This is a genomic window from Hymenobacter swuensis DY53 (genome assembly GCF_000576555.1).
GTDB classification, from domain to species: domain Bacteria; phylum Bacteroidota; class Bacteroidia; order Cytophagales; family Hymenobacteraceae; genus Hymenobacter; species Hymenobacter swuensis.
In genome coordinates this window covers 2,735,777-2,761,080 of sequence record NZ_CP007145.1, presented here as the reverse complement: position 1 = coordinate 2,761,080, position 25,304 = coordinate 2,735,777, and the positions used below count along the sequence as shown (strand labels likewise).

Genomic DNA, 25,304 nt, shown 5'->3' with positions numbered 1-25,304 from the left:
GTGCCCCGGTAGCTTTGGCGCATTCCTTCACCAACCTTCCCCTGGATGCGCCCACTACTACTTTCCGGCCCGAAAATCGGCCTGTTTCTGCTGACGGCCTGCACCGCTCCGGCGGCCGCGCAAAGCCTGCGGCAGGGCTTTGAAAGCTCCGCCACCGACACGTGGGGCTTCGTGGCTACGCCGGCTACCTACAACTTCCCCAGCCTCACCGATATCTGGGCGCCGGTAGCCACTGTGGGTACCACCGGCAGCAACGGCGTGCAGGCGGTGCCCTCCGCCGGGGCGCTGCTCTGGGGTATGCAGGACCTGCAGAATCCCGTCACCAACGACCTGGCCGTGTGGCACTATCTGGATTTTACGCCGGTAGCTGTTCAGAGCGGCGCTACGGCTGCCAATCAGGTGTCGTTTAAATTCTTCAGCAACGGGTTTGATGCCTCCGACTCCCTGGCCTACGCCGTGGTGTTCGACAACGGCACCAACTGGCCCGCTCCCAAAACCTACACCCAGCTCAGCAAAGACACCCGCGCCTACCAGACCGTAACCGTGGCCGTGCCTGCTACCGCCACCCATGTCCGGCTGCGCCTGGCCGCCAAGCAGAACGGCGACGACTGGGCCGCCTGGGACGAAGTGGAGCTGGGCCGCACGACCACCACGCCTCCCGCAGTAGTGCCCTCGCTCAGCCTGGCTTCGGCTACGGCCGTGGTAAACGAAAACGCGGGCACCGTGAGTATTCCGGTGAGCATCACCAACCCCTCGGCTACTACGGCTACTACCGTGGAGCTGGCCCTGGTGCCCGGCCTAGGCACCGCCACGGCCGGAGCTGATTTCACCTACGCCGCCACGCAGACGCTGACGTTCCCGGCCATTGCCAACGGGACGCAGACGCTGACCATCCCGCTGACGGATGACGCCCTGACCGAAGGCGCGGAGTACTTCACGCTGCGCCTGCAGAACCCTACCAACGGCACGCTCACGGCCGGCGCGACGGAGGTGCTGGTGTACATCAAGGACAACGAAAGCGCCGCGCCCACCCAAACGCGTAACCTTACGCTCAACCGCCTGGGCTCGTACCAGAACGGCGCGGCGGGCACCAACTCGGCCGAAATTGTGGCCCACGACCCCAGCACCCAGCGCCTGTACGTGGCCAACTCCATCGGAGGCAAGCTCGATATTCTGAGCCTGGGTGCGGCCGGTGGGCTGACGGCCGTGGCTTCCATTGATATCCGGCCCTACGGCGGTATCAACTCGGTGGCGGTGCGCGACGGGGTGGTAGCCTGCGCCATCGAAAACACGGATCCTCAGCAGAACGGCTCGGTGGTATTCTTCGACCAGAACGGCGCGTTTCTCAAGCAGGTGACGGTGGGAGCTTTGCCCGACATGATTACCTTCTCGCCGGACGGCAAGTTGCTTATCACGGCCAACGAGGGTGAGCCGAAGTCGGACTACTCCGTGGACCCCGAGGGCTCGGTGTCGGTGATTGATTATAGCGGGCGCGTAGCCGGTGTTACGCAGGCCAGCGTGACCACCGTGGGCTTTGCCGGCTACAACGGGCAGGCCGCCGCGCTGCGCCAGCAGGGCATCCGCCTGTACGGGGGCACGGCCGCCGCGCCCAGCACCGTTGCCCAGGATTTTGAGCCCGAGTACGTGGCTGTGTCGGCCAACTCGCAGCTGGCCTACATCACGCTGCAGGAAAACAATGCCATTGCTACCCTGGACCTGACGACCAAACAGTTCACCGCGCTACGGCCGGTGGGTTACCAGGACCACGCCCAGGCTGGGTTCGCGCTGGATGCTTCCGACCAGACCCCGGATGTGCTGCTGGCTAACTGGCCCATTAAAGGCATGCGCCTGCCTGATGCGCTGGCTACGTTTGAAGTAGCCGGCCAGCACTACCTGCTAACGGCCAACGAGGGCGACGCCCGCGAGTACTCGGCCCTGACCGAAGCCGTGCGCCTCAGCGACGCTGGGTACGTGCTCGACGCCACGCGCTTCCCGCAGGCCGCGCTGCTCAAGAACGCCCAGGTCCTGGGCCGCCTCAACGTCACCAATAAGCTCGGGGACACCGACGGGGACGGGGACTTCGACGAAATCTACGCCTTTGGGGGCCGCTCGTTCAGCATCTTCAACGCCACGTCCGGCGCGCTGGTGCATGACAGCGGCGACCTGCTGGAGCGCCTGACCAGCACCGATGCCACGTACGGAGCCATCTTCAACGCCAGTAACACCACCGGCACCCCCGCCCGCAAGAACCGCTCCGACGATAAAGGCCCCGAGCCCGAGGGCGTAACGACGGGCATGATTCGGGACACGACGTACGCGTTTGTGTCGCTGGAGCGGATTGGGGGCGTGGCCGTATTCAACGTGAACGACCCTGCCCAGCCCAAACTGGTGCAGTACGTGAACAACCGCAGCCTCACGGCCGGCACCGGCGACCAGGGCCCCGAGGGCATCGTGTTCATTGCGGGCTCGAACAGCCCCACCGGCCAGCCGCTGCTGCTGCTCGCCAATGAAATCAGCAGCACGGTATCGGTGTACGATATCCGGACGCGCGGCCCTCTGACGTCCACGGCCCAGGCCCGCAATGCGGCCCCATTGCAGCTCTACCCCAACCCCACGCAGGGCCGGGTGCAGCTGAGCCGCCCCGTATCGGGCACGCTGCACGATGCGCTGGGCCGCCCGGTACGCACCCTCCGCAAGGTCAGCCAGCTGGAAACGGCCGGGCTGGCCCCGGGCGTCTACGTACTCCGCGCCGAGGATGGGGCCAGTTCCAAACTGGTAGTGCGGTAGGTGAGGGAGAGACGCTAATACGCTTTTCTATAAATGGACAAACGCCCTGGCTGTAGCCAGGGCGTTTTTATTGTGAAGTCGTTTAGAACGTCGGCAGTCGAGCGGTCGGACAAGGGGTGACACGTTGCCTAAGTGTTATCAGAATAAGATGTTGCCAGCGGGAAAGTAGCAGTTCAATAACGGGGGCGTAACGCTGGAATAACGCTCCGCTAAGTCCTTTGCGGCATCATTCTACCAACCTCTTTCCTGCCGATGTATCTTAACCGCTACGCCTTTGTACCCAAGCTGCCGGCCCTGCTGCTGCTGGTCCTGCTAGGAGCCTGCAACGACTCCGAAAACGAATCGGACCCGACTTCTGAGGTAGAGTTGAAGGCCCACTCTGTAAACCCGGCTCTGGTGAAGGCCCTGCCCGGTTTCGAGAGCCTGGAAATCCTGCCTCTTATCAGCTCCGACGATGTGCTGCCGGAGTCGCCCAACTTCATCTTCGGAGCCCAGCCCGATGGCTCGGGGCTGCTGAAAAACCCCAACGGGGAAGGCTACATCCTCATCAACAACCACGAAATCATGTTCTCGGTTTCCAGGGTGTACCTCGACAAAACCTTCAAACCCACGAAGGGCGAGTACATTCTGGACGGCGACGGCGGCAACTTCCGCCTGTGCTCGGCCACGCTGGCCACGCCTGAGGAGCACGGCTTTGGCCCGATGTTCCTGACCGCCGGCGAAACCGACGGCGAAAGCATGGTGCACGCCCTCGACCCGCTGGGTGCAGTGAACAAGAAGGACCGCACCCGCATGAAGCCGGCCCTGGGTAAGGGCTCGATGGAAAACGCGGTACCGCTGCCTAAAGACGCCTTCCCTGGCAAAACCGTCATTCTTATCGGCGAAGACGAAAGCAGCCGGGTGGGTGCCGGCCAGCTGATTGCCTACGTGAGCAATACCGTGGGCGACCTGGACAACGGCAAGCTGTACGTGCTCAAACGCACCAGCGCCGACCCCATTGAAACGAGCATGGTCGCCGGCCAGCAGTACGATGTGGAATTTGTGGAAATCGAAAACGCTAAAACCCTGACCGGGGCTCAGATTGCCGCGCAAACCGTAGCCAAGAGTGCCATTCAGTTTGCCCGCGTGGAGGATGTAGACTACCGTAAGGGCGGCAACGGGGCCGGCCGCGAGGTATACTTCACGGCCACCGGCGTCAGCCAGTCGGATAAGGTGACGCCCGTGACCGGCTTCACCATGTGGGGTCGCGTGTACAAGCTGACCATGCAGGCGGATAACGTGCTGAAAGGCAAGCTGGAAATAGCCGTGGATGGCGCCGCCGACCCCGGCAACAGCATCGTGAACCCCGATAACCTGTGCGTAACCCAAGACTTTGTGTACGTGCAGGAAGACGGCGACTCGTACTATACCAACAATAAACACGATGGCCGGGTGTGGCAGTATGGCATGAGCAGCAAGCAGCTGAAACCCATGCTGGAAATGAACCACCGCCGTACCGATGCCACCTTCAACGCCAAGTATAACAAGAGCAACGACCAACGCCTCAGCTCCTGGGAGTATGGGGCCATGCAGGATATTTCCGACCTCGTGGGCGTGCCCAATACGTTCCTGCTGAACCTGCACCCCCACACCTGGCAGGACGATAAATACCTGAATGCCGACGGCTCCGCCGAAACCCGCAACAAGAACAAGGAAGGCGGGCAGGTAGTCATCGTGCGCGGCGTGCAGCGCTAGAGCCGGCTGTTATTCTATCCGATTTCTACGTTTTCTCAGCCCTCCGCCGGTGCATCGGTGGAGGGCTATTGGGTTCCGCTGCTTTGGCATTCGCGCCTATTTTTACCATGTTTCAACCGCTCTTTATTGCCTTTCGCGCGTGCGCGCCACTGGTAGCTGCCGTCCTGCTGGCATTTGCCGGGGCCTGTTCCCGCTCGGGTGCCCCGGCTTCCGGGGCCGTTAACAGCACCGCGCAACGCGTGCACCAGCACGTAGCGCAGGACCTGGCCCGCCTGGGGAAGCATGTGCACCAGCAGCTGCTGCCTCTGGCCCGGCGCGGCACCTCGCCCGACTCCTTGCGCCGCAGCTTTCGGGTGGCGCGGCTGCTCTACAAGCGCGTAGAACCGTTTACCGAATACTACATGCCTGGCACGGCCCGCCTGCTCAACGGCCCGCCCATCGGGGAGGTGGAAGTGGCCGAAAACAAGGATTTCGAGCCCGGTGGTCTGCAGGTGATAGAAGCATTGCTCTACCCCCGGTACGAGCCTGGGCGCCAGGCCGATCTGGTGCGGGAGGTAGTGGCGCTGCACCGGGAAATCAACAACGCCCGCACCCGGTGGGAGGTGCAGCAGCTCACCGATGCCCACGTATTCGACGTGCTGCGGCTCCAGGTTTTCCGGGTGGTGGCCCTGGGTGTCAGCGGGTTTGATACACCCCTGAGCCCCGCCGCCACCCTGCCCGAAACGGCCGCCGCGCTGGCGGCACTACGCCCCATCCTGAGCTCTTACGCTCCCAGCCCTGCCGCTCCGGCTTCGGGGGCCTACGAAACGGCGCAACGGCAGCTGACCCAGGCGGAACGCTACGTGCGCCTGCACCCCGGCTTCTCCGACTTCAACCGGCTCACGTTCATCACCGAGCACGCCAATCCGCTGGGCCGGGCGCTGCTGGCCTGCCAGCAGCGGCTGGGCATTGCGCCCTTCCGGGAGGTGCGCGCCCTGCGGCCCGATGCCGCTACTCTGTTCGATTCGGCTGCCTTCGACCCCGACTTTTATGCCCCCACCGCCCGCCACTACCGCACCGCCGCCCGCGTAGCCCTGGGGCGCCAGTTGTTCCAGGACCCGGTGCTGTCGGGGGGCAATGGCCGCTCCTGCGCCAGCTGCCACCAGCCCGACAAGGCCTTCACGGACGGCCTCGCCAAAAACGCCACCCTCACGCCGGGCGGCCTTGTTCACCGCAATACGCCCACCATTCTCAACGCCGCGCTGCAGGCCGGCCAGTTCTACGACCTACGCTCCGCTACCCTTGAAAACCAGGCCGTGGATGTGGTCGGCAACCCCGACGAAATGCACGGCTCCCTGGAAACGGCGGCCCGCCAGCTGCAGCGTAGCCCCGCCTACGTGCGGCAGTTCCGGGCGGCGTTTCCGGGCAGTGAGGTAGGCGCGGAGCCCACCATCACGCCGGTCCGGATTCAGACGGCTTTGGCGGCCTACGAGCGAAGCCTCATTCGGCTCAATTCCCGCTTCGACCAGCATATGCGCGGCCGGCGCGGGGTGTTGAGGCCCGAGGAAATCCGGGGGTTCAACGTGTTTATGGGGGCTGGCAAGTGCGGTACCTGCCACTTCGCGCCGCTGTTCAACGGCACTGTACCGCCGGGCTTCACCGAGGCCGAATCGGAAGTGCTGGGGGTGCCGGCCACGCCCGCCGCCCGCCACCTGGATGCCGATCAGGGCCGCTACGCCCAGGTGCAGCTGCCGCAGCTGCGCCATTCCTTCAAGATTCCGACGGTGCGCAACGTGGCCCTTACCGCGCCCTACATGCACAATGGGGCCTACCGCACCCTGGAGCAGGTTATTGAGTTCTACAACGAAGGCGGCGGCAGCGGGCTGGGCCTGAACGTGCCCAACCAGACGCTGCCTCCCGATAAGCTCCACCTCTCCGCCGCCGACCAAAAAGCCCTCAAAGCCTTTCTGCTGGCCCTCACCGATACGGCGGCCGCCTGGTAGCGGGGGCGTGGCTGTAGGCGTCGGCGCGGGCTTGGTGCCGGTTAGCGGCTGCGTATCTTGCCGCCTCGTGTATTTTATCTGCTAGAGGCCATGCTCCTTACCATCACTACCACCCACCAGCCCGCCACCGATTTAGGCTACCTGCTGCACAAGAACCCCGCCCGTCTCCAGACGGTGGACATAACCGCCGGCCAGGCGCACATCTTTTACCCCGAAGCCACGGCGGAGCGCTGCACCGTGGCCCTGCTGCTTGACATTGACCCCGTGGCCCTGGTGCGCAACCACCGGGGGCCGGCCGGGGAGGGCTTCGCGCTGGAACAGTATGTGAACGACCGGCCCTACGTGGCTTCTTCTTTCCTGAGCACCGCGCTGTCGAGAGCCTTCAATACGGCCATGAACGGCACCTGCAAAGACCGGCCCGAGCTGCCCGATACGCTGCTGCCCCTCGAAGCCACCGTGGCGGTGATGCCCGCCGCCAGCGCCGAGCAGCTGCAGCGGCTGTTCGCGCCTCTGGGCTACGCGGTGGAAACCGAAGCGCACCTGCTCGACCCGACCCGACCGGAGTGGGGAAGCAGCCGCTACTTCACGTTGCGGCTGCGCCACCCGGCCCTGCGTCTGCAGGATCTGCTCAGTCACCTGTACGTGCTCATCCCGGTACTGGACCGGGGGGATAAGCATTATTGGATTAACCGGGAGGAAGCCGAAAAGCTGCTGCGCCGGGGTGCCGGCTGGCTGGCGCAGCACCCTGAGCGGGAGTTTATTACGCGGCGTTACCTGCGCTTTGCTGAGTACGTGAATCCCACGCTGGAACGCCTGCTGGCCGCCGACGCGGAAGCCTCGGATGAGGTGTTGGAGCTGGTGGCGGAAGAAGCAGCCCGGCACGAGCCGGAAGCGGTAGGGGCAAAGCAGAAGCTGCACGACCTGCGCCTGGACCGCGTGGCCGAAGAAATCCGGCGGTTGGGGGCTAAGCGGGTCCTGGACCTGGGCTGTGGGGAAGGCAAGCTGGTGCGCCGGCTGCTGCAAAACCCGCAGATTGAGCACGTTCTGGCCCTGGATGTGTCGTGGCGGGAACTGGAACGGGCCCAGCAGCGGCTGCACGTTGCGGAAATGCCCCCGCGCCAGCGCGAGCGGCTCACCCTGGCCCAAGGCTCGGTGCTCTACCACGATGCACGTTTGGCTGGCTACGAGGCGGCGGCTGTGGTGGAAGTAATTGAGCACCTCGATGAAAACCGGCTGGCTGCCTTCGAGCAGGTAGTATTTGCCCGCGCCCGGCCCGGCAGCGTGCTCGTCACCACCCCCAATGCCGACTACAACCAGCGCTACGAAACTCTTTCGGCCGGTGAGTTCCGCCACCAGGACCACCGCTTTGAGTGGACCCGGGCCGAGTTTGCGGCCTGGGCCGAAGGTGTGGCTGCTCGCCACGGCTACCGGGTGCGCCTGGAGCCGCTGGGCCCGGAATACGCGGAAGTAGGCGCGCCCTCGCAGTTGGCCGTGTTTGAGCAGTAAGCCTGCTTTCTTAGGTTCTTGTCAGAACATGGCCTGCTCACTCGCTATACGCAGGCCGATACGGTGACGATGGCCCGCGTAGGTGTTGTGATGCTATAGGATTTTGTAAAGAAATAGTGTAAGTGTCCAGGCGGATAACCAGCCTGAAAAACAGGTGAAAGACTGCGGGAAACGAAAATAACAACCGCTTCTGTATTTTTGCGGAATGGTATCTATCCCGGGTTGGCTGCGGCTGATGCGTTTTGTTTCGTTGCTGCTGGGTGCGGTTGTGGTTAGCTGGCCGGCCGGGGCGCAGGCCCTTACCGACTGGCAAACGTTTACCGATGCCGGCACCGGCTACCAGGTCACATATCCGCACGGCTGGCAGGTACGGGAGCAGGCCGCGCCCAACGTGAGTTTCTACGCGGGTACTGCCTGGGCAGCGGCCCCTGCCGTGGTGCAGCTCACGAGTCAGCCGCTGCCCGCGAGCCGGCTGAACCAGCCGCCTCTGGCAGCTGACCCGGCCGACTCGGTGTGGCAGGCCCTGCTGCTGTTGCCGCAGGTCCGGGTAGTGCGCCTCGACCAGCACGATGCCGGCCCGTACCAGGAACTCCACTACGAGTATACGTACGCCGATACGGCAGCCCGCACCCGCGTAGTGGGCCGGCTGTTATGGCGGGGCGGCTACCAGTTTCAGCTGGAATACCGGGCTGCTGCCGCTCATGATGCGCAGTATCTGGCGGCGGGGCGGCAGTTGGTTGCCTCCTTCGGGTTTGTCGGACCCGGCCGGCCCAGCCGCCGCTACGCCGATCAGCTCTGCGACGATAAGCTGTATGGTATTGCCGCTTTGCGGGTGCATGATGGCATTTGGGAAGACGACTGCCGCACTATTCACGAGTTTGCGGCGGCCGACCTGACGGCTCCGCCCCGGGTACATCGGCGGGTACTGCCGTTTCAGTCGTACGCGCTGGCCAAAGGGTTTGACAACTGCCTGTATTCCGTCACCAAATCACCCACCGACCAGCCCGAACGGGTGTACCGCTATAATCCCACCACGCGCCAGGGCGGCTACACCACTTGGGAACTGCCGGCCCAGGGCTCCGGCAACGTCTGGATTTCGGCCGCCACCGATGTCCGGGGTAATCTGCTGTTTATCACCAACGACGCCAACCTGCTGGTGCGCGTCAGCCCGGTAACCGACTCAGTGACGGTGGTCTGGGGCCGTGACCCGCTGCGCAACGCCCCGTACTTTCCGGCTGTGGGCTTTGCCGGCGCGGGCACGCACGCTAACTTCTGCCTCGATGATACCGGCACGCTTTACGAAGTGTACAGCACCAACGGCACGCTGCTCAAAATCGATTTGCACACGCAGCAGCCGGCTCCGGCTCCGCTGCCTCTGACCGGGCTGCCAGCCCAGGGCGGTTACAGCGACCTGCTGATGCAGCAGGATACCAGCGGCCGGCGGCGGCTGTACGTGGCCGGCCCCAAATCAGTGTACGAAATAGATCTGGCCCGCCAGCAGGCCACCTATGTGCGCCGTGGCGTGTACACTGACTTGGCCGGCTGCAACCTGTTTCGTCCCAACCAGGCGGCCAGCCTCCCCGTCCCGCCGTCGCCGCCGGCGGCCACTTGGCTGGGGCGGGTGCTGGCGGCGGACAGCCAAGCGCCGCTGCCGCAGGCGCGGCTGTCGGTGGTTGGACCGGGAACTTCGGCGGCCGGGCGTACGCTCACGGCGGCGGGGGAGTTTCTGGTGACCGGCGTGCCTGCCCAGCCCTACCAGGTGCGGGTGCAGCTGCCGGGCTATCTGCCTCTGGATACCGTCTATCAGCTGCCGGCCGGCCCTTCCTTTCAGGATATTGTGCTGCGGCCGTTGCACCCCGGCGTCCTGCTGCGCCTCGATAACGTGGAGTTTGAGCAGGGCAAAGCTGTCCTGCTGCCCTCGTCAGCGCCCGATCTCAACCGCTTGGTGGACCTGCTCGCCACCAGCCCGGAGCTGACCATCGAGCTGCGCGGCCACACCGATAACCAGGGCGACCCGCAGCTGAACGTGCAACTCAGCGAGCAGCGCGTGGCCGTCGTGAAAGCCTATTTGGTCAGCCACGGCGTGGCGGCCGAACGTATCACCGGCCTCGGCCTCGGCGGCATCGAGCCCCGTGCCAGCAACGAGCAGGAAGCCACCCGCCGCCTCAACCGTCGCGTGGAGTTCCGCATCACGGGCGGGCTGTAGGAGCGTGGATGAGCATATGGGGGGCTTGGTTGCTGAAGGACGGGGGGAGGGACTACCACGCGGGTTGCCCCGAAACGTGGCCGGATTCCAGGCTTAAGGTGTGGCCGCCGTGCAGCAGCACTTCGGAACCAAAGAAGGCGGCCGCTACCCGTCCTCTGTGCGGATAGTTAGCTAACCGCCGCAGCAATTCGCCGGTAGCGGCGTCGAACACGTATTCCTCGCCCCAGTTGTTGCGTTCGGTGGCGCTAACGGGTAAGCACAGCAGGCGGCCGTCCTCCGACAGGAATATGCCGGCGGCGGAAATATTCCCGTCCTTTTTACCGAGGGCTTTACAGTCGGTTTGCCAGCGGAAATTCAACTCACTATCGAAGCACCAGAGGACGTTGCTTTGGGTAACGCAGTACAAGAATTGCTGGTCGCGCGAGAAACGCAGCCGGGTAATACCAGTGTTGACGGGCAGCGTCGCTTCGGTGATGCTGCCCGTGTCGAAATTAAGTAGGTATAGCTTGTTTTTCTTTAGCTCGCTCGGGGCGTAGAAGGTATTGGTGGGTAGGTGCGCGTCGCCCCTGAACGTGCGAATGGTAGCGGGCATCTCGCCGATGATATGCTGAGAAGGCAAATCAAGGCAAAAGGGCTTCTTACCCTGCGCTACCACCAGGAGCTTTTGCGCGGTGGTATCAAGCTTGGCGTCGTACACATAATATTTGCTCGTGGCAAATGCGATGTTGCGCTCGGGGCGACTAACTACCAACAGTTCTTTCTTGCTCGCGCCCCGCTGCACGCAGGATCTGGCCACTACCAGCAATGCGCCGTTGTTTGCAATATCAAGCACCTGGTAGCCCGCAAACTCCGGCCATTCTTCCTGACGCTGGTGCTGGTAATCGTACAGTAGCAGTGCGTGTGTGCTCTCATGGGCCGATACATCGAGCTTGGCTATAGCATTGAGCATTGAGCAGAAAACTTGGGTAGTGGGGAAATTCCGCATCACGCGCGGTAGGAGGGTGCTTGTCAGGCATCAATAGTACGCATTGGCGCTTCTACCAGTAGTCAGTCGGTAAGCTCAGACGCCCAGTCAATCAATTTAAAAACGCCGCCCTGTAAGAACCGGTAAATGAATAAAGCCAGCGAATCGGTAAGAAAGACCATTTCTCCATCTGGACCCTGGCTCAAAATCCGGTAGCCGCTGCTCTCCGGTAGTATTTTCACCATCCAAAAATCAACGCAAGCTCCATACTCGGCAAAGAGGAATTGATGAGGCCGGTAGTCTTTGAAATGGATAACTTCCTCAATTGGAGTGACATGGAACAGAAATTCAGCTGATTCAAACCCATTGCAAAAGACGTAAAACTCCCGAAAGTCAGAAGGAAGGACTACGCCTAACGCTGCCTCGAGTTGCTGCATCAGTTGTGCGCTGGCGGACGGGTACAGCGTCATATCTGTCTGCGGCAGATCTGCTTTGAGGGTTGCTATGAGTTGCTGAATAGTCATGCACGCCTTACTTCTCATCAAATTGACTGAGCGTCGATTGCCTGAAGAACTTGCGGTCCTGCTTGCGGGCTATTGCCTTCAGTCGGACCGTATGTTGGTTTTTATCAAAGCAGAACGACATGGGCCGCACTGCACGCTTATTGCGGTCCTGTTGTAGCATCACGCCGTTCAGCGGGCAGGTGTCATCCCAGCAAATATGCTTGGAGTAAGTACCAAAGTTGCGGTGACGCAGCTTTTTGTCGCTCAGAATTTTCCGCTGGTTAGCTCGGATATCCGCCCAGCGCTGGGCCTCATCGGCTACGGTAAGCTGCTGCCCCAGTGTCGTTAACTCAAAATAAGTCACTGGGTCTTTGAGCTGAAGAAACCCGAAGGTTTTGTGAAATGCTGCCATAGCCTGGTCGCGAATGGCTATTTTCTGCAGCAGGTCGAGCTTTTCGTTCTCAAGTATGGAGCGGAATAGTCCGAGAGTATTTAGGTCGGTGTACTTTTGGCGCTGACTCAGCAAGTTGTTGTACTCCTGATACGTGAGGGTATTGAGCCGCTGGTCGATTTTCATAGCTGTAGCATATTCATTACGGCTAAATATAAAGCGTTTTATCTCTGATGCCCCAGCCTATTACCTCCCTCAAGCTTCCCGAACTCTCGCTCGTCCTGCTCATCGGTACCTCCGGGGCGGGCAAATCCACGTTTGCGCGGCGGCTGTTTCAGGACACCGAAATTGTGTCGTCGGACCAGTGCCGGGCATTGGTGGCGGATGATGAAAACGACCAGTCGGCCACGCCCGAGGCGTTTGCGTTGCTGCACTATATGGTGGGGCTGCGCCTGAAGCGCGGTTTGCTGACGGTGGTGGACGCCACCAACGTGCAGCCCGAAGCCCGCAAAACCCTCGTGCAGCTGGCCCGCGACTACCACGTGCTGCCCACCGCCGTCGTCCTCGACGTGCCCGACCGCCTGGCCGAGGACCGCAACCGCCAGCGCGCCGAGCGGCAGCACCTGGGCCGCCACGTCATCCCGAACCAGCGCCAGCAGCTGCGCCGTAGTCTGAAGTCGCTTAAGCAGGAGGGCTTCCGCCACGTGTACCATTTGCGCGGCCCCGAGGAAATCGACGCGGTACAAACCGTGCAGTGCGACCCGCTCTACAGCAACCGCAAGCAGGAAACAGGCCCCTTCGACATCATCGGCGACGTGCACGGCTGCTACGACGAGCTGCTGACGTTGCTCGCGGAGCTGGGCTACGCGGTGGAAACCGAGCCCGTAACGGACGTGCGGGATTTGGGCGTGCGCGTAACGGCTCCGGCCGGCCGCCGGGCCCTGTTTCTGGGCGATTTGGTGGACCGTGGGCCGGCCTCACCGCAGGTGCTGCGGCTGGTGATGAGCATGGTGCGCGACGGGCTGGCGCTGTGCGTGCCCGGCAACCACGACATCAAGCTACTGCGCTACCTCAACGGCAAGCAGGTCAACGAAAAGCACGGTTTCGCCGAAACGGTGCAGCAGCTGGCCCTGGAATCCGACACGTTCAAAAGCCAGGTGCGGCAGTTTCTGGATGGGCTGGTGAGCCACTACGTGCTCGATGGGGGCAAGCTGGTGGTGGCCCACGCGGGCATGCGCGAGGAAATGCAGGGCCGCGGCTCGGGCGCCGTGCGGGCCTTCGCGCTGTTCGGCGAAACCACCGGCGAAATCGACGAATTCGGGCTGCCGGTGCGCTACAACTGGGCCTCGGAGTACCGCGGTCGGGCCACCGTGGTATACGGCCACACGCCCGTGCCCGACCCCGAGTGGCTCAACAACACCATCGATATTGATACCGGCTGCGTCTTCGGTGGCCGCCTCACCGCCCTGCGCTACCCCGAGCGGGAGCTGGTATCCGTGCCCGCCCAGCGGGTATACTGCGAGCCGGTCCGGCCATTGTCAGTTGTCAGAAATCAGTTGTCAGTTGCTGGTGAAGGCATAGCCGATAACCAGGACGGGCTGACAACGGACAACCAACAACAGACCACGCAACTTTCCGCCCAGCAAGCCCACGACGACCTGCTGGATTTGCAGGATGTGCTGGGCAAGCAGATCATTAAGACGCGGCTGTTGCCGTCGGTCACCATTCGGGAGGAAAACGCGGCGGCGGCGCTGGAGGTGATGAGCCGGTTTGCCCTGAATCCGAAGTGGCTGCTGTACCTGCCGCCCACCATGAGCCCGTCGGAAACCTCGGCGCTGCCGGATATGCTGGAGCACCCGGCCGAAGCCTTCGACTACTTCCGCCGCCAGGGGCTGGAGCGGGTGGTGTGCGAGGAAAAACACATGGGCAGTCGCGTGGTGGTGGTGGTGGCTCGCAGTGAGGACGCCGCGCGCCGCCGCTTCGGGGTGGTAGGCGAGGGGCCGGGCAAGGTGTACACCCGCACCGGCCGCAACTTCTTCACTGATGCTGCGCTGGAAGCCGCCTTCCTCGCGCGCCTGCAGGACGCCCTCACGGCCAGTAACTTCTGGAAGCGGTTCAGCACCGATTGGGTTTGCCTGGATGCCGAGCTGCTGCCGTGGTCGGCCAAGGCCCAGGAGCTGATCAAGAACCAGTACGCCGCGGTAGCCGCGGCGGCCACCGCCGCCCTGCCCGAAGCGGCGGCCGTCCTCACCCAGGCCGCCGCCCGCGGCCTCGACGGGGTGGAGGCGCTGCTGGCCCGCACCACCGCCCGCCAGTCGGCCGCCCAGCACTACGCCGACGCCTACCGCCGCTACTGCTGGCCCGTGGAAAGCCTCGCTGATCTGCGCCTGGCCCCGTTCCACCTGCTCGCCACCGAGGGCCGCACCTACTTCGACAAGGACCACGCCTGGCACATGGAAACCCTGCGCGGCATCTGCCTCGCCGATGAAGGCCTGCTGCGGGCCACGCCCTACCGCGTGGTGCACCTCCAGGACATTGCCGACGTGGAAGCCGCCACCCAGTGGTGGCTGGACCTCACGGCGGCTGGCGGCGAAGGCATGGTGGTGAAGCCCTACGACTTCATCCCCGGTGGCCGCAAAACGCTGGTGCAGCCCGCCCTCAAGTGCCGGGGCCGTGAGTACCTACGCATCATCTACGGCCCCGACTACCTGCTACCCGGCAATCTGGAGCGCCTGCGCGAGCGAAACGTGAAATCCAAGCGCAACCTCGCCCTGCGCGAATTTACCCTCGGCGTGGAAGGCCTGGAACGGTTCGTGGCCGGTGCCCCGCTGCGCGAAGTGCACCAGTGCGTATTCGGCGTGCTGGCGCTGGAAAGCGAAGCCGTGGACCCGCGGTTGTAGAGTGTTCTTTACTGCGGACTATGAAAAAGCTACTGTCGCTACTGGGTCTGCTGGGGCTAGTGCTTGTCCTGGCGGCAGGGGCGTATGCGTACTTTTCCCCAATGGGAATTGCGCTCCGCAATGAACAGTACGCCGCGCCGCCGGAATTGCGGAAGCTGCTGAAGCGGTTTCAGCGGCTGCAGTTGCGGAACGAGGAAGCTCCGCCCGCGCTGCCATTGGTCTATGAGCGGCAAGATCCGACTGACTTCTCCGTTGCGTTAGCGGACAAGCCGTTGAGCCTGCGTAAAAGGCAAGTGGTGTTGCGCAATCCGTTTGCGGCGGCTCCTTACCCGTTGTCGTTTTCGGTGGTTTATCGGGGCAACCTAATTGTCCTGTTTGAGCCGGGCCGCTTTGCCTGTTACCGGCTGCCGGATATGGCCAGGAATCAGCTGTTGGAGAAGCAGTTGAATACCCGGAGCTTCACGTATCACTGGGTGCTGAACGGGCAGCTGGTTGCCTTATCCAGTGGCCGCTACCTGGCCTTCTCCGAAGAAAAAGGCTGGCAGCCCTACACCTGCCCGATGCCGCTCAGCAGGCAGCCCAAGCTGTTCGAAGATGCCCGCTACATCGTCTGTGGCCACTGTAATGGCGAGTGGGGCGGAGAAGTCTACTTCTACGACAAGCAGCAACAAACCTATTACCTGGCCGAAGCAACCTGCCCCGCTGCGGTTGTGAAGCAGGATGGTAAATATCTCGTGCTCTCATCATTGGCGCACATGGTGGGCTCGGCGGATGCGCAGCAGATTGACAATCCAACTCAGCTGACGCGCTGGGTCGGCCAAACCAGGCCGCAGGACCGGGATTTTGCCCGAACTCAAGGGGCCAAGCTAAGCCGCGGCAAGACCCTGTTCGACTACCAGAATCTGCTGCTGTTAGCGGGCTTTCGTTTGAACGAGCAGCTGCTGTACCTGGTAAACTGGCGTAGCACGGCTTTCCTGGCCACCTGGCAAAACGGGACTTTCTACGCCGTTGACCCGCTGTTTCACGATAATCTGTTCGCCCATAACCCGGTCACGACGGCCTACGATGCGGGTGTCACGCTGGTAAACATGGATTCCAGCGAAGAGGGCGAAACGTCCTGCCTGCTGTTCACCGGCAAGCAGGCCATCAAAATCAACTGGAGCCGCGAAGCAGTTTTACAAGAGTACCCTACTGATCCAGCAACAGCCACTTCCGACAGCACCTTACCGCTTGCTGATTCCGTGGAGGCAGTGCAGGAAGTAGAATGATCCGGGCAAATGGCTTTTTAAAGCTGCTTTCGGAGGCAGTAGCGCGAACTTTGTAGTTCGCGCCCCGGAACGAAATCATCCAGATGGCGCGGGGACGCGAACTACAAAGCTCGCGCTACTACCTCCGAAGCTGCTCTAATCGTCAGCCGGCAACGTGCTACCGACTTTTCTGCTTCTTCAGCCACTTCAGCGCTGCGGCTACTTTGGCGTCCTGGCCGAGGTCCGTGAAGTTGTCGCCGCCGGGGATGAGGACGTCGGGGGTGAGGATGGTTTTGTAGACTACTTTGTTGCGGTCGGTTTCCTGCATGCCGGCAATGGTGAGGTAGCTGCTGCCGCTGATGCGGTAGCTTTCGTTGGCGGTGGTGGCGCCGTAGGTGGGCTCCCCGAACGAGCGGGTGGCGGGGCGGCCCCGCAAACTGATGGCCACGATTTCGCCCGAGCTGGCCGTCATGCCGCTGAGCAGTACGGCCACGGGCTTATCGGTGCGGCGCACGGGGCAGCGGTTTTGCAGCGTCGTGACCCGCATCGTATCCATGTAGAAATTGCCCTGGCGGAGGTACCACTGCTGGTCGGGCTTGCCGTCTTTGTCCACGAAGCCGCCCAGGTGACCGTCGCCGATGATGGGGGCGAGGCCGGCCAGCATGGGGGCCATGGCACCGCCGTCGTTCAGGCGCAGGTCGATAATCCAGGCCCGCGCTCGGTCGGGGTTGACGCGGCACAAAGAATCCTGCACCACCAGGGCCGCGTCGCGCATGGCCTGCAGGCTGCCCCCGGCGTTGATGCCCGGCAGCTGCACGTAGCCGACGCGGCCGGGCAGCATCCGGATAACCAGACCGGGCTTTTGGGCCAGCGCCGCTTTTACGGCGGTGTTGGCGTAGGCGGGGCGGGCGGGGTTGCGCCACTTGTAGGTTTTGCCCTTATAGGTCAGCCAGCCGTGGTCGTCCCGGAGCTGCTCGAATACATAGGGGTAGATGGGCAGCAAATCCCGCACCAACTGCGCGCCCTGGGCTTTCTGCTGCACCACCTGGCGCAGTTGCGGCCAGTTCACGGCGTTGCGCTCCAAAGAGTGCGTTTCCAGCAGCATCAGGCTCTTATCGAGGAAGGCTTGTACGGAATCGGGGAGTGGGGCCGGGGTAGTTTGGGCGCGGGCTCCGGAGGAAGCCGCCGCGCATAAGGTCACGAGCAATAGTCTTTTCATGCCGGGAAGATGCGGATTCGGCCGGTAGGGTTGGTTGGGGAGGGTACTTTATGCTGGGGTAAATAACGCTCGTAGTTGCGGCGGCGCCCAGAAGCTGACCACCGCGCCACTACTTTACTTGCATGGCCTGCTCGATATCCGAAAACGGGATGATGGTCTTGACGCCATAGTCGGCTACGGGCCACGACTGCACCACGGTCTTTACATCCAGGTTCAGGGACTTGACGGCCTGATAGAGGCCGGCCTGACGGGCGCTGGGTTTCTGAGCGGGTCCCGTGCGTTTGATCCACACTAGGTCGTCTTCAAAAAGCAGCTTCTCGCTCGGGAAGTAGTACACCAGGTAATCGTTGGTGTGCGCCGATTTAGCCCCGATGAAATGAATCTGCATCTCAAACTGACCATCGGTGATAGTTTTGCTGCTCGTCACTTCTTCCACCTGCAACGGGCGCGGGTGTAGCTGCAGACTGTCGGGGCGTAGCGTGCGCGGGGCGCTGGCGAGTGTGCGGACGTAGTCGGCGCTACCGGGGCCGCAGAGGATGGTGGCGCCATGCCGAACGAAGGGGCGCAGGCCGCCCAGGTAGTGCGGATGATAATGACCGAAGACGAAATACCGAACGGGTTTGCCGGGCGCAATGCGGCGGGTTTCGGCCAGAATGGCTTCCCCGTTTTCACTGGTAAGCGGGGCTTCGGCTACCACCAGAAAGTCGTTGAATTCCACCACTAACACCCGGTCGTCGGTATGCTTCAACTCTAGGAAGTGTAACTGCGGGCTGTATTTCTGAACTGCTATGGGCGGTACAGAAGAGCTGGCCGCCCGCATCTGATAGCCATCGGGACGGTTCAGGACGGGCGCTGCCACTGGCGCAATAACAGCCGCCAACACGCTCACTTCATCCTGAATCCGGCCGTTGAGTTTGCTGATGCCGATAGTGGTTGGGTACCGGACTTTGCCGGTGCTGGCGTAGTTCTGGTATGTATACGTGGTCAGCACGTCGCCAAATAACTCATCGGCTTGCAGCACGGTAGTGTGGTCCAGCAGGCCGTCGGCTTTGCGGATGAACAGCGTTACCCTCCCGTCGGCAACGGGGGCCTTGTACACTGCAAAATCCTGGTCAGTTGACTTCGTTACGGCGGTGGGATGCTGCACGAAATAGTGGAGTAGCAGCGCGGGTGAGTAGCGGGCCGTGGTAAGAACGTAGCCAGCAAACATGGCGGGCGTAACGGCCAGTAGCTCTTTGTCGCCGTAGTCCAGCAGCAGCAATTCGGCGGGGCTAAGCTGGCTTTTCGAATAGTAGGTTTTGCTGTCTTGCGTGAGTGTATCCTGCTTGAGGAAGTTACTGACATTGAGCCATGCCACTCCCTTCTTGTCGTAGCGGGTTTGCTGCCACGGGTATTGGCTATGTTCCAGCTCGTGGCTCGTTTCCTGATACCTGAGCGTCAGGTAGCCAGCGTCCAAGTCTTTCCCCTGTTGGTTCCAGCATCTTTGCAGATAATCCTTGGGCTTGGCTTGTACTTCGCTCGGAAGCAATAGCCAGATGATGAGCAACAGAGAAGAGAAAATCCGCATAGTACCTAACTAATTATCCTGATAAAGTAGAGAGAACATGGTCGGTAAATAGCCGGCCCCAGGGCTTACTTCCCACCCATGCTATTGTTCCGCGCGCCCTTGAACTCCGAGCCTTCGCGCCACTTGGGGAACGTGGTTTCACTGGCCAGGCGCTGGCCGACGCGGAAGTAGAGTTGGGCGTCTTGGGCAATGCCCGAGAGGTCCCAGCTGGGGTCGAACTGGTCGGCGGGCTTGTGGTACATGGTGGCGGTGTAGTTCTGGCGCTGCTGGGCGATGGTGGCCTTGCCGCCGGTGCGGCTCTCGAAACCGCCGCTGGCGTAGAGCGAGGGCACGCCCACGTGGGCAAAGCTGAAGTGGTCGGAGCGGTAGAACATGCCGGTTTCGGGCGTCTGGTCGGGCAGCAGGTAGCGATTTTGCTCCTTGGCGGCGGCGCGGGCGTAGTCCTCCAGTTCCGACTGTCCGTAGCCGATAACCGTCAGGTCCTTCATCGGGCCGTAGGGCCAGAGCATATCCATGTTTAGGTCGGCCACGGTTTTGTTGAGCGGGAAGGGCGGGTGCTGCGCGTAGTAGGCCGAGCCCAGCAAACCCTGCTCTTCGCCGGTCACGGCCAGAAACACGAGGCTGCGTTGGGGCTTCTCTTTGGTTTTCTGGAAGGCTTCGGCAATGCTCAGCAGGGCGGCCAGGCCGGTGCCATTGTCCACGGCCCCGTTGTAGATGGAGTCGCCGGCAATGGCTTTGCCCACCCCGAAATGGTCCCAGTGGGCCGAGTAGAGGATGTATTCATCGGGGCGGGTGGTGCCGGGCAGCACGGCCAGCACGTTGCGTGAGGTCTGGCGGCGAAGCTTGTTCTGGATGCTGGCCGTGAGTGTGAGCCCGCCCAGCGGCCGGGGGCGGAACCCGCGGGTATTGGCGGCGGCGTAGAGCTGGTCGTAGCTGAGGCCGGCGGTCTGGAACAGCTTTTTGGCCGCGTCCAGAGTCAGCCAACCTTCCAGAGCGCACTTGTCGGCGCCTTTGTTGGCGGTCTGGGCGCGCAACTTGGGGCTGGTGGCTCCGCTTAGCACCACGCTCCAGGGGTAAGCGGCCGGCTGGGTGTCGTGGATGATGAGCAGGCCGGCGGCGCCGTGGCGGGCGGCTTCCTCATATTTGTAAGTCCAGCGGCCGTAGTAGGTCATGGCCCGGCCCTTGAACAGGGTGGAATCCTGGCCGGCGTTGCCGGGGTCGTTAACGAGCACCACCACGGTTTTGCCCTTCACATCGAGGCCGGCGTAGTCGTCCCAGCCGTACTCGGGGGCCACTACGCCGTAGCCGGCAAACACCAGTGGCGAGTTGGTCACCTTCACCTCGGGCTGCTCGCGCTGGGTAAAGGCCACGAAATCGGTCTTGTACTCCAGGTTCAGCGGCTGGCCTTTGCCCTTGATTTGCAGCGTGGCGGAAGGCATACCCGTAATTTCCACCAGCGGCACCGGCTGGAAATACGTGCCGTTCGGGCCGGGCTGCAACCCAAGGCGCTTGAACTCATCGGCCAGATACTGCGTGCTGCGCTGCTCGCCCGCCGTAAACGGCTTGCGACCCAGCATCTCATCCGAAGAAACCGCCTGCAGGTACTTACTGATGCTGGCCGCGCTGATGGCGTCAGCTGTATCCGGCGCGGCGGTCGGGGCAGCGGTGGCGGCCGTTTCGGTGGCGGCGGGCTTCGATTGGCAGCCGGCCAGGGCCAGGCCGAGCAGGAGGGGAGCGGAAAGCAGGCGAGACGGTGCCATAAAAGTAGAGGGTTAATTCAGGAGAGTAAGGTAACGGAAGTTGCGTGGTGAACTTCCGTCCGGTGCGCGCTAGTCCTCACAACAAGTACCCATTGGTACCCGCGCAGGCAGTTGTGGAGAAGGTTGATTTAAGAGAGAGGGAGTATCAGTCTACGTCCTCGCATTCCGACTCCACATGCACAAATAGCTGTTCGTACTGCCGGTACATTTTCTCGGTTGGCTCTGCGCTCCGGATAGTTTTGTTCACGCAGTTCCACCAGCCGAAGCTAATCAGCGCTACCTGGGCGTATTCGTGCCAGTTGGGCGCGGTGGCTTCCTGCTGAAACTGCTCCTGCAGGCTTTCCGGGATGCTGTTGTTTTTTTGCTGCTCCCGTACCAACTGCTGCCAGCTGGCAATGATCATACTGTCGTTATTGGCCGCCAGGCCCCTGACGTAGGTTTTGCACGCGGCCGGGTAGGTGGAGTTTACCAATAAGCTGGGGTTGGCATAGCCCAGAATGGTCAGCTTGGTAGCACGGTACTGGTCGTTGATTTCCTGGAGCTTGCGGCGTTTTAACTCCCGCCACGGAGCGTCCGGCACGGGCTGTAGCCCTTTGATATGAGCCAACACTTTGGTGTACTCCGCTTCCAGCGTATCTACACTCAGCTTCGCAATATCCTCGGGCCTGAAGACGGTAGCTGAGGTGGAGAGCTGCCCGCCCCTGAGCAGGTCGTGGGTGTCGGTGAGCTGCTGGGCGGTGTATTTGCGGGTATCGTAGCGCCCGGTGTAGGTGCACATCTCAGATTCCCAGTGCAAAGTAGCCAGCGTATCGGCCGCTGCATCTGTCGGCGCCTCCACTGTGCCCACGGCCGCCGGGTCCTGGGTTGGCTGCTCGGTAGCAGGAGTATCGGGGGTGCAGGCACTGAGCAGGCCGGGCAGCAGCCAGAAAAGGATGCGGTAGTTCACAGAATGAGGCGTTACAGCCAGCGAAGCGGTGCGCGGCAGCCAAATATAGTGGGCAGAATGAGGTAGCCATACGCATCGAAACAGTGGCCCGGCACTTTACCTTGCACTGCTGAAACCTGTTTCGCCTTCCATTACCCGTTCTGCCCGTGCACGCCCGCATCCGAACCGCCCTCACCCAGCTCGAAGACCAGCACAACATCCGCATCTTATATGCCTGCGAGTCAGGTAGCCGGGCCTGGGGCTTCCCCTCGCCGGATTCCGACTATGATGTGCGCTTCATCTACAGCCATCCGGCCGACTGGTACCTCACCCTCGACGACGGCCCCGACACGCTCAACTTTCCCGTGGATGCGGAGCTGGACCTGGCCGGCTGGGAGCTGCGGAAGGCTCTGAAGCTGCTGCGCGGCTCCAACGCGGCGCTGTTTGAGTGGCTCCAGTCGCCGGTGGTGTATCGGGAGGCGGCCGGGCTTCGGGCGGCGCTGGGGCCGCTGCTGCCGGCCTGCTGGAACCCGCGCGCCGGCCTGCACCACTACCTGGGCCAGCTGCGGCGTGGGGTAGTGGAGGACCTGACCGGCGAACAGGTGCGCCTCAAGCGACTGTTCTACGCCCTGCGCTCGGCGCTGGCCGCCAGCTGGATTCAACGTCATCCTGACCAAGTGCCGCCGATGGAGTTTGCTATGCTGCGGGAATTGCTGCCGGCGGCTTTGGATGGCGTAGTCGATGAGCTGCTGACTCAAAAAGCCACCGCCGACGAGCAAACCACCGCGCCGCGCCCGGGTGCGCTGGTCGCCTTTCTACAGCAGGAATACACCACTAGCCAGGCCGCCCGCGCTACATTGCCCGTCCCGCATCAGCCCAACCCAGCGTCGGCGCTGGATGCCGTGTTTCGGGCGTGGCTGCAGCCGCAACCGTGATGCTGTAGCACAAAGCCGTTGCTTCGCATACTGTCGAACGGCAATTATGGGTAGTTGCAACGATACGCGAACCAAGGCTTCGCGCTACGGGCAACCGGTCAGGAGAGCTGGTAAATAAATTCCTCTATCTCGGCTTGGCGCGCACTGGCAAATCCTTTATCAGTGCCCACTTTGTGAAAGCCACAGGTGGTGAGGACTTTCTGCGAGCCGAAGTTGTCGAAGGCCACCCGGCCAATGAGCGGACGAGCCGGCTCCAGCTGCAGGAAGCCACGTAGCGCGGCGGTAGCCACGCCCCGGCCCCAGTAGCGCCTGTCCAGCCAATACGTAATTTCGGCCTCGCCTTCGATTTCGAACTTGGCGATGCTGCCGGCCAGCACGCCGTCCACCAGAATGCTCTGCATGTGGATGGTGGGGTCGAGTAGGAAGCGGCGGTATTTGGCGAGGTAGGCCGTTTGGTCGGTATGGTCTTTGGGCATAAAGGCCGCCAGATGCGCTGCCTCCTCATTCAGTTGAAACTGGAATAATACAGCCAGATCAGCTACCTCCGTTGGTCGTAGCGTTACCTGCTGGTTTGACATGTTGGAATTAGTTTTGGCCGTGGTCAGGCGTGAAAAGAGGCGCTGATCAAAAGTAGAAAATACACCTAGTACCACACCGCTTGTTACCGATTACGATTAATTAAACGATTATAGAGACGTGACCCTTCGCGTCTTCCGCCAGAACGACCGGAGCCGAACTAACCAAACAACCTCAGCAACGACGAGACGCGAAGGGTCGCGTCTCTACAATCGTTCTACTATGACCATCGACGACCTGCGCCAGCGCGGCCTGATTCTGTTTGAGGCCCTGAGCGGCAGCCGCGCCTACGGTACCGATTTGCCTCACTCCGACACCGACCTGAAAGGCGTGTTCATCCTGCCCGAAACCGAGTTCTACGGCCTCGACTACGTGCCCCAGGTGGCCAATGATACTAACGATGAGGTGTACTACGAGCTGCGCCGCTTCGTGGAACTGCTGCTCAAGAGCAACCCCACGGCCCTGGAGCTGCTGGCCTCGCCCGAGGACTGCGTACGGTACCGGCACCCGCTGTTCGAGGCGTTTCGGGTGGAGGATTTCCTCTCGCAGCTGTGCCGCCAGAGCTTCGCCGAGTACGCCGTGGCCCAGATCCGGAAGGCCCGGGGCCTCAACAAGAAAATCAATCACCCCGAGCCGCCCGCCCGCAAATCGGTGCTGGATTTCTGCTACGTGACGGTGGGTGCGGGCGCGCAGCCGGTAGCCACCTGGCTGGAACGGCGCGGCTACTTGCCTACGCAGTGCGGCCTGGCCAACGTGAACCACCTCAATGATTTGTACGCCCTGTTCGTGGACGAAACGCCCGCCCGCCGCCACAGCTACCGGGGCCTCCTGCGCGACGCGGAAACCTCCCAGGACGTGCTGCTCTCGGCCGTGCCGAAGGGGGAGACGCCGGTAGCGTATCTGAGCTTCAACCGTAACGGCTACAGCACCTACTGCCGCGTGTTTCGGGAGTACCAGGAGTGGGAGCAGAAGCGCAACCCCGAACGGTACCAGAACACCGTGCAGCACGGCAAAAACTACGACGCCAAAAATATGCTCCACGTATTCCGGCTGCTGGGCATGGCCCTGGAAATTGCCACCACCGGCCGCCTCCATGTCCGCCGCCCCAACCGGGACTTCCTGCTCCAGATTCGCCGCGGCGAGTTCGAGTACGAGCAGCTGATAACCGAAGCCGATGCCCTGGTAGCGCAGGTAGAAGCTGCTTTTGCCACGTCTGCTTTACCCGAAACACCCGACCGGGAAGCCGCCGAGCAACTCCTTATCCGGGTGCGGCAGTCGTGGTACGCGGGGCAGAAATAGCACCGCAAATAAAGAACGTATCATTCCGGGTGGAGCGCAGAATCTAAGTTATCCACGAGAGGTTGTCCCAGATTCCGTGTTCCGCCCGGCATGACACGTTATGGCGTAGCGCCTGCCGACTACCGCGTGGAGTGGCTGCCTACCCTGTACGACGACTGGCTGCGGGCTTTTTTGTGGAAGAACCCCAGCCGCTTTTTGCTGGCTTTCCGGCCTTTGTAGTGCTTGTAAGAAGGCCGGTGAGTGTAGAATTTGCCACGCATCTTGGCTCGGGCGTAGCGGGTTGGCCGGCCCGCTTCGGCCGTCAAAACAGGGCCGCCGAGTAGCAGCAATACGAAAAGCAGAAGCAGGAAGCGAGTCATGGCTGTGCTGGTTGGCATTCTGTCGGATAACTCTGTTCCGGTAACTAAAATTGCGTTGGCTGGCCCGGGTACCTGTCCGGCTACAAAAAAACCGCTCTTCCCAACCCCAAAAGGTTGAGAAGAGCGGTAACTGGGCCGCCGGAACGCGGACTATTGGCTGTTGCCAATCGTCTGGTTGCGGGAGCGGCGGGGCGTGGTGGATTTAGCCTTCTTACGGCGCCAGAACTGGAACCACTTCTGGCGGTAACGCACCGTCCGTTTGCGGCGGACTTTGTTGCTGCGGCCTTTGTAGGTGCGGTAGTTGGGGCGGTGTACGTACACTTTGCCGCGCATTTTGGCACGCGCCGCAGGGCCACCCTGGGCCAGAGCCGGGCTTACATCAGCCAGTGCCATCAGCACCAGCCACAGAACAAGAAGAAGTCTAGGCATAAAAAGAAGGTAAGC

Annotated in this window: 19 protein-coding genes; 10 read left to right on the top strand and 9 right to left on the bottom strand. The window is 62.1% G+C overall.

The features are described from left to right. Positions 1–45: 45 nt before the first annotated feature. The 5 genes from HSW_RS22880 (at position 46) to HSW_RS13200 (ending at position 10,215) form a co-directional block, all read left to right on the top strand. Positions 46–2,787, top strand: a complete 2,742-nt coding sequence (locus HSW_RS22880) for a choice-of-anchor I family protein (protein ID WP_052346418.1) — start codon at positions 46–48, stop codon at positions 2,785–2,787. Between the two features lie 252 nt (positions 2,788–3,039). Then, positions 3,040–4,521 carry a PhoX family protein gene (locus HSW_RS13215; protein WP_052346417.1) on the top strand — a complete coding sequence of 494 codons (1,482 nt, stop codon included), beginning with the start codon at positions 3,040–3,042 and terminating at the stop codon, positions 4,519–4,521. A gap of 107 nt (positions 4,522–4,628) precedes the next feature. Next, complete coding sequence (locus tag HSW_RS13210) at positions 4,629–6,503, top strand: cytochrome-c peroxidase (RefSeq protein WP_052346416.1); 1,875 nt, start codon at positions 4,629–4,631, stop codon at positions 6,501–6,503. 90 nt (positions 6,504–6,593) lie between these two features. Continuing rightward, positions 6,594–8,009 (top strand): 3' terminal RNA ribose 2'-O-methyltransferase Hen1, encoded by a 1,416-nt coding sequence (locus HSW_RS13205; protein WP_044002319.1) that lies wholly within the window; start codon positions 6,594–6,596, stop codon positions 8,007–8,009. Between the two features lie 235 nt (positions 8,010–8,244). After that, positions 8,245–10,215: an OmpA family protein gene (locus HSW_RS13200; RefSeq protein WP_197031875.1), complete on the top strand. Its 1,971-nt coding sequence runs from the start codon at positions 8,245–8,247 to the stop codon at positions 10,213–10,215. 52 nt (positions 10,216–10,267) lie between these two features. On the opposite strand, the gene HSW_RS13195 is transcribed toward HSW_RS13200, so the two are convergent. The 3 genes from HSW_RS13195 to HSW_RS13185 all read right to left on the bottom strand — a co-directional run bounded on the left by HSW_RS13195 (position 10,268) and on the right by HSW_RS13185 (position 12,259). Continuing rightward, on the bottom strand, positions 10,268–11,164 hold the full coding sequence (locus tag HSW_RS13195; protein WP_044002317.1) for a hypothetical protein: 897 nt from the start codon (positions 11,162–11,164) through the stop codon (positions 10,268–10,270). A gap of 98 nt (positions 11,165–11,262) precedes the next feature. Continuing rightward, positions 11,263–11,703, bottom strand: a complete 441-nt coding sequence (locus HSW_RS13190; RefSeq protein ID WP_155832970.1) for an SMI1/KNR4 family protein — start codon at positions 11,701–11,703, stop codon at positions 11,263–11,265. Between the two features lie 7 nt (positions 11,704–11,710). Continuing rightward, positions 11,711–12,259 carry a hypothetical protein gene (locus tag HSW_RS13185; protein ID WP_044002313.1) on the bottom strand — a complete coding sequence of 183 codons (549 nt, stop codon included), beginning with the start codon at positions 12,257–12,259 and terminating at the stop codon, positions 11,711–11,713. Between the two features lie 47 nt (positions 12,260–12,306). Here HSW_RS13185 and HSW_RS13180 point away from each other — a divergent pair, with 47 nt between their 5' ends. Both HSW_RS13180 and HSW_RS13175 read left to right on the top strand, forming a co-directional pair. After that, entirely contained in the window at positions 12,307–14,973 is a 2,667-nt protein-coding gene (locus HSW_RS13180) for a polynucleotide kinase-phosphatase (RefSeq protein WP_044002312.1), read from the top strand. 20 nt (positions 14,974–14,993) lie between these two features. Beyond that, positions 14,994–16,241, top strand: coding sequence for a hypothetical protein (locus tag HSW_RS13175; RefSeq protein ID WP_155832969.1), 1,248 nt, complete (start codon positions 14,994–14,996; stop codon positions 16,239–16,241). Positions 16,242–16,398: 157 nt separating this feature from the next. On the opposite strand, the gene HSW_RS22875 is transcribed toward HSW_RS13175, so the two are convergent. From HSW_RS22875 to HSW_RS13155, 4 genes are all read right to left on the bottom strand, one after another. After that, a complete protein-coding gene (locus HSW_RS22875) occupies positions 16,399–17,439 on the bottom strand; it encodes a S41 family peptidase (protein ID WP_081768404.1) in 1,041 nt (346 codons plus the stop codon). A 109-nt stretch (positions 17,440–17,548) separates the two neighbouring features. Further along, positions 17,549–19,006, bottom strand: a complete 1,458-nt coding sequence (locus tag HSW_RS13165; RefSeq protein ID WP_155832968.1) for an MBL fold metallo-hydrolase — start codon at positions 19,004–19,006, stop codon at positions 17,549–17,551. A 65-nt stretch (positions 19,007–19,071) separates the two neighbouring features. After that, positions 19,072–20,766 carry a M28 family metallopeptidase gene (locus tag HSW_RS13160; protein WP_044002309.1) on the bottom strand — a complete coding sequence of 565 codons (1,695 nt, stop codon included), beginning with the start codon at positions 20,764–20,766 and terminating at the stop codon, positions 19,072–19,074. Positions 20,767–20,911: 145 nt separating this feature from the next. Further along, a complete protein-coding gene (locus HSW_RS13155) occupies positions 20,912–21,712 on the bottom strand; it encodes a hypothetical protein (protein ID WP_044002308.1) in 801 nt (266 codons plus the stop codon). A 146-nt stretch (positions 21,713–21,858) separates the two neighbouring features. Between HSW_RS13155 and HSW_RS13150 the strand changes: the two genes are divergently transcribed. Continuing rightward, entirely contained in the window at positions 21,859–22,626 is a 768-nt protein-coding gene (locus tag HSW_RS13150) for a nucleotidyltransferase domain-containing protein (RefSeq protein ID WP_052346414.1), read from the top strand. A gap of 98 nt (positions 22,627–22,724) precedes the next feature. Here HSW_RS13150 and HSW_RS13145 read toward each other — a convergent pair whose 3' ends face one another. Next, on the bottom strand, positions 22,725–23,204 hold the full coding sequence (locus HSW_RS13145) for a GNAT family N-acetyltransferase (RefSeq protein ID WP_044002307.1): 480 nt from the start codon (positions 23,202–23,204) through the stop codon (positions 22,725–22,727). Between the two features lie 220 nt (positions 23,205–23,424). On the opposite strand from HSW_RS13145, the gene HSW_RS13140 reads away from it, so the two are divergent. Together HSW_RS13140 and HSW_RS24960 are read left to right on the top strand one after the other, a co-directional pair. Then, positions 23,425–24,501 (top strand): DNA polymerase beta superfamily protein, encoded by a 1,077-nt coding sequence (locus HSW_RS13140; protein WP_044002306.1) that lies wholly within the window; start codon positions 23,425–23,427, stop codon positions 24,499–24,501. Positions 24,502–24,591: 90 nt separating this feature from the next. Beyond that, a complete protein-coding gene (locus HSW_RS24960) occupies positions 24,592–24,720 on the top strand; it encodes a hypothetical protein (RefSeq protein ID WP_262489383.1) in 129 nt (42 codons plus the stop codon). Between the two features lie 290 nt (positions 24,721–25,010). Here the strand turns inward: HSW_RS24960 and HSW_RS13130 are convergent, their stop codons facing one another. After that, positions 25,011–25,289, bottom strand: coding sequence for a hypothetical protein (locus tag HSW_RS13130; RefSeq protein ID WP_155832967.1), 279 nt, complete (start codon positions 25,287–25,289; stop codon positions 25,011–25,013). Positions 25,290–25,304: the final 15 nt, after the last annotated feature.